This window comes from Psychrobacillus sp. (assembly GCF_056205495.1).
Window position 1 is genome coordinate 1 of sequence record NZ_JBAEAP010000602.1, and the last position, 4750, is coordinate 4750.

General features: G+C 36.6%; 3 protein-coding genes. 1 reads left to right on the forward strand and 2 read right to left on the reverse strand.

The window, feature by feature from the left end; translation table 11 throughout:
• Together AC06OU_RS17125 and AC06OU_RS17130 are read right to left on the reverse strand one after the other, a co-directional pair.
• Positions 1–1433, reverse strand: a 1433-nt coding sequence (locus AC06OU_RS17125; protein ID WP_475857380.1) for a solute symporter family protein, incomplete at its 3' end; no start/stop codon positions are given.
• A gap of 5 nt (positions 1434–1438) precedes the next feature.
• Complete coding sequence (locus AC06OU_RS17130) at positions 1439–1831, reverse strand: DUF485 domain-containing protein (RefSeq protein ID WP_169360182.1); 393 nt, start codon at positions 1829–1831, stop codon at positions 1439–1441.
• A 412-nt stretch (positions 1832–2243) separates the two neighbouring features.
• On the opposite strand from AC06OU_RS17130, the gene AC06OU_RS17135 reads away from it, so the two are divergent.
• Positions 2244–4750: AAA domain-containing protein (locus tag AC06OU_RS17135; RefSeq protein WP_475857378.1), on the forward strand; the 2507-nt coding region annotated here is incomplete at its 3' end.

Below are 4750 nucleotides of genomic sequence, written 5' to 3' on the forward strand. Positions count from 1 at the left end.
AAGAACCCAGCAGGTACTGAAAAAATCGCAGGGTTTGTTAATGGGAAAAGAGCTGTACCATTAAATAAATGTGTGCCATCTGTTCCCCAAAGGTTTGGACTTAAGGAAACTAATACTAGCGCAGTTACTAGCCCTGTAACAATTGCTGTCATAGCTCCAGCGGTATTGAACTTTTTCCAATAGATGGTGTAGATGATAACGGGTAAGTTAGCACTTGCAGCAATACAGAATGCTAGTGAAACTAAGAATGCTACATTCATCGTTTGTGCTCCTAAGGCTAAAACAATAGAAAGAAGTGAAACACCAACAGAAGCAAAACGAGCAGCTCTCATTTGCTGTTTTTCTGTTGCTTTTCCTTTCTTTATGATTTGTCCATAAATATCATGGGCAAATGCAGATGCACCTGATAGAACTAGGCCTGCTACTACTGCTAATATAGTGGCGAAGGCAACCGCAGATACAAAAGACATGAGGATATCTCCTCCTAGTGCCTGGGCTAATAATGGTGCTGCCATGTTTCCTGCTGAGTTTGCCGCCATAATGTCACTAGCTCCTACAAAGTAAGCAGCTCCAAAACCTAGGAAAATAGTAAGAACATAGAAGATACCTACAATCCATGTTGCATACACCACAGAAGAACGGGCAGTTTTAGCATCTTTTACTGTGAAAAATCGCATAAGAATATGAGGTAAACCCGCTGTACCTAATACTAAGGCGATCATCATAGAAATTGTGTCCAAACCATTCGTATATTTTACTCCAGGATTTAAAAAGTTTTCTCCTTGCTCTGTAACCGTTTTCATCTCAGTGAACATACCAAGGATATTAAAGTTGAATTTCCATAATACTAAAAACGAGATAAGGACTGTCCCAATCATTAACAATACAGCCTTAATGATCTGTACCCAGCTCGTTGCAGCCATTCCACCCCAAAGAACATAGATAGTCATCATAACTCCTACGATTAGTACAGCAATCCAGTAATCAATGCCTAGTAATAATTGTATTAGTGCACCTGCACCCACAAGCTGTGCAATCATATAGAACAAAACGATGGTAATAGTGCTAATAGCAGCAGCCCCACGTACTTTTTTTTGATTAAATCGTGCATTAATCATATCGGCTAGCGTATATTTCCCCAAATTTCTTAGAGGCTCTGCTACGATGTAAAGTACAACTAAATATGCTACTAGGTAACCTATACTATAGAAGAATCCATCAAAACCAAAAAGTGCGATAGCTCCGGCAATCCCGAGAAATGATGCAGCAGAAAGGTAATCTCCCGCGATGGCTATACCATTTTGCCAGCCAGACAAACCTCCACCGGCAGTGTAAAATTCACTAGCTGAGTTGGTTCGTTTGGATGCAATGTATGTGACAAATAGAGTTAAAGCTACGATTCCTACAAAAAATATTAGACCAACTGTGCTCATGCCATTCATACATAATCACCTGCCTTTTCCTTTTCGATTATTTCTTCTGCATCCTTATCAAACCCCTCTGCTTTACGAACATAAATCATACATAAGGTCCAGGTCATGATGAATTGAGCAAGTGCAAAAACCCAAACCCAAGTTATATCTCCAATTGCTGGCTTGTTTAATATAGTTGTATAAGACGTTAAAATCGGTAAAGAAATATAAAATAGCAGAAAGAAAATCGTTATTGGAACGATAAAATTTCTTTTCTTCTTTTTTAAGGCAACAAATTCAGGGCTGTGTGCAATAGCCTCATAGTTGTAAAGTGGTGGTTCCTTTCCGCTTTTTTTCACTTTTTTAGAGGTTTTTTGAGGACTAGCAGGGTTTAATACACTTCCAGCTTTCTTTGGCATTTTCCTTCCTCCTTCAACTTTACTAGCTTTCTGAATATTAAGTTAGAAAACTGTATTTTAATAATAGGGAAAAATAATAAAAAATACAAACAAAAAATTATAATATTGTAATTATTTAGAAAATTATATTAATATAATACAATGTTCCTTTTCTAAAATGTTTTGCTTATGGATGGGTGCAGAGAAATTTTACGATACGTTAACATGCGCATGGTGAGATTTTTATTTATAGAATTTTAATGCAGGTTGAGTGGGATAACTAAGGATTTTATATTTTACTAGTTGAGTACCAACAAAAAAATTAACCTTTCTAAATATAACCAAATTAAAAAAGTAGTTGATAATTTAAGAAATCCTTAAAAAATGCTAACATATATAAGTTGGACTAAAAAATCTAAAAGGAGGTCTGTTCATGAGTAATGTTTCAACTCTAGAAAAAACAATGCGCTGCAATTTAATGATGACTAATAATGCTCGCAAAGGAATACAGGAGTGGTCAGCTGATGAACACGACTTTTTTAATATACAAAAATCGTTTCAAGTTTATATTGAGAAACGTCCGGTTAATGCGCAAGGAAATATCTCGCTTTCCTTATACTTTGACAATATAGAGAACTTGAAGCTTACTCAAAAGCTGGATGGCAAGGTAGCAATAATGGACTGTGTACTACAGAACAATGGGTTTCTTGCAACCGGATTTCATGTACGCGGATCCCGAGTGCCGGTACAGACAAATAGAAGGCTACCAGTTAACCTATCATTTGTTACATCAAAAAATAACGGTGCTGGGTTACCGATACAGTTACATACAAAGATAAGAGAGTTACCTGTAGCAGAGGAACGCTCTGAATATGTGAAAAAACGGATATCAAGCTGGGAAGGTTATTTAAAAATACAGGAAAGAAATGCGGATATTGCTGATATAACTGCAAGCTTTTCTAAAATTATATTTAACGAAGATTTTAGTAGGATGTCATTAGTAGGCTGTGAAGTTAACGGTAACGAATGGAATAAAATAAGAGGGCTAAGCATTAGCTTCAAGGGTTACCAAAATGACATTGGGGATGTATTAAAAGCAAATAGAAATAAAAACACTATTGAAATAGAGTTAAGACCAAGGATTAGGGAAATGGCAAGGAAAAATAGTTTGAACCCTAAAGCTAAGGAAGTGGTTTTTAGTAATTTTGCAACCCTCAGTCAAATACGTCGACTACGAAAAGGCTTTGAGGATCTCCAAAATGGCTTAGCAGCAAATGCCAACCTAGAAAAAATTCTATTTGAAGATCGTCCCACCATTAGAATTACTAATAAACAAAAGGAACTGGAATTCCATAATAGGCTTAATGAGTTTCAACAGGAGGCAGTCGTTGGTGCCATGTCTGCAGAAGACTTATATGTTATTCAGGGCCCCCCAGGCACGGGTAAAACAACTGTTATTTCCGAAATATGTCAGCAGAATGCTAAAGCTGGACTTCGCACCCTTGTAGCCTCTCAGTCAAACTTAGCGGTCGACAATGCCCTTAGTAGATTATTATCAAACAAAGAAATTCGTATTTTACGGTTTGGTAGAACGGAGAGCATAGAAGAAGAAGGGAAAAGATTTATAGAAGAAAATGTGGGGCAGTATTGGAAGGAACAAACGCTTGCTACACTTTCCAATGTAATAGAGCAACATGCTTCTCAAGAAAATCTGCTGAAAAACAGACTAAATAACATTTCCATAGAGATAAAAAGTCTTGAAGAGGAAAAGCAACGTTTAATAGAAGCTATTGAAAAGAAAGTCATTGCACAGACTGAGCATGATGAACGTAGTCAACAAATAAGAGCATTGAAAAAAGCCTTAGTTTCATTAAAAAAGGAACGTGAGGAAATTGAACTCACCATACAAGGTATTGGTCCTGGAGTTCAACAAATAGCTCAGGAAATAAAGGTTATGGAGCAGTTCCTGGAAGCTAATCCTTCAATAGAACAATTAACAGAACAAACGGAGCAGCTAACGAAGGAATTGGAAAGTATACAAGATCTGATTTTATATCAAAAATCAGTGCATTCTTTACAAAAAGCTCAACAAGAAATAGAACATACAAGAGAACAGCATCAAAAATTTCAAAAAAAATTAGGGGCGCTAGAGGCTCTAAAAAAAGAAATCCAAACAATCCGTAAGGTGGAGGAACTGAAGGAGCGTCTAAAGCTATGTGGGATTGTTCCGTCATTTCTTGTTAACCGTCAGATGGAAGAGTTAGATTTGTTAATTGAAAGCATAAAGTCTTCAAGTGATTGGCAGGAGTTAAATGCTCGATTGAGCTCAGCCATAGCATTTTTAGAAAAACTACTAAAAAAACATAAGTATCCTGTAGAGACCGTCAAAAGCAATATGGGCAGAAGTGGTGTCGTTTTTGATTCTAACTACACGGTTAAAGAAATCCACCAATTTATGAACAGATTAAAGCATATTATGACTTCAGATGAAGAAGAGCTGACTACTGAGAAATTAGCTATTCTGCTAGAGGGTCTTTATGTAAGAGAGAAATTTGTTTTAAAGCAACAAGCAAGCATTCAACTGTCTAAGAGCAATTCCATTACCAAGTATCAGGCTATCAAGGCCCAAGTAGCCACTGAATTGGAAAACGGGTTCAAAGCTATTAATAACCAAACAAGAGAGTTATTAAATGTTGGGACAAATCAAAAAAACCAACTTACCAATTTAGAGAAACAAATTAAGGACATTTCCACTGAAAATGGAGATTTTGAAAGTCTTCCAACACAAGAGGCTCTTGAAACCAGCTTATCAGATAAACAAAAAAAGAGAGCAGCTCTGGATGAAACATTGGAGACAATTTCTGTTTACAGTGCGAAGTTAGGTCACAAAAAGGCTGAATTGGAGAAGCTTAAAACTCAACTTCAGGAGCAAGAAGGTAT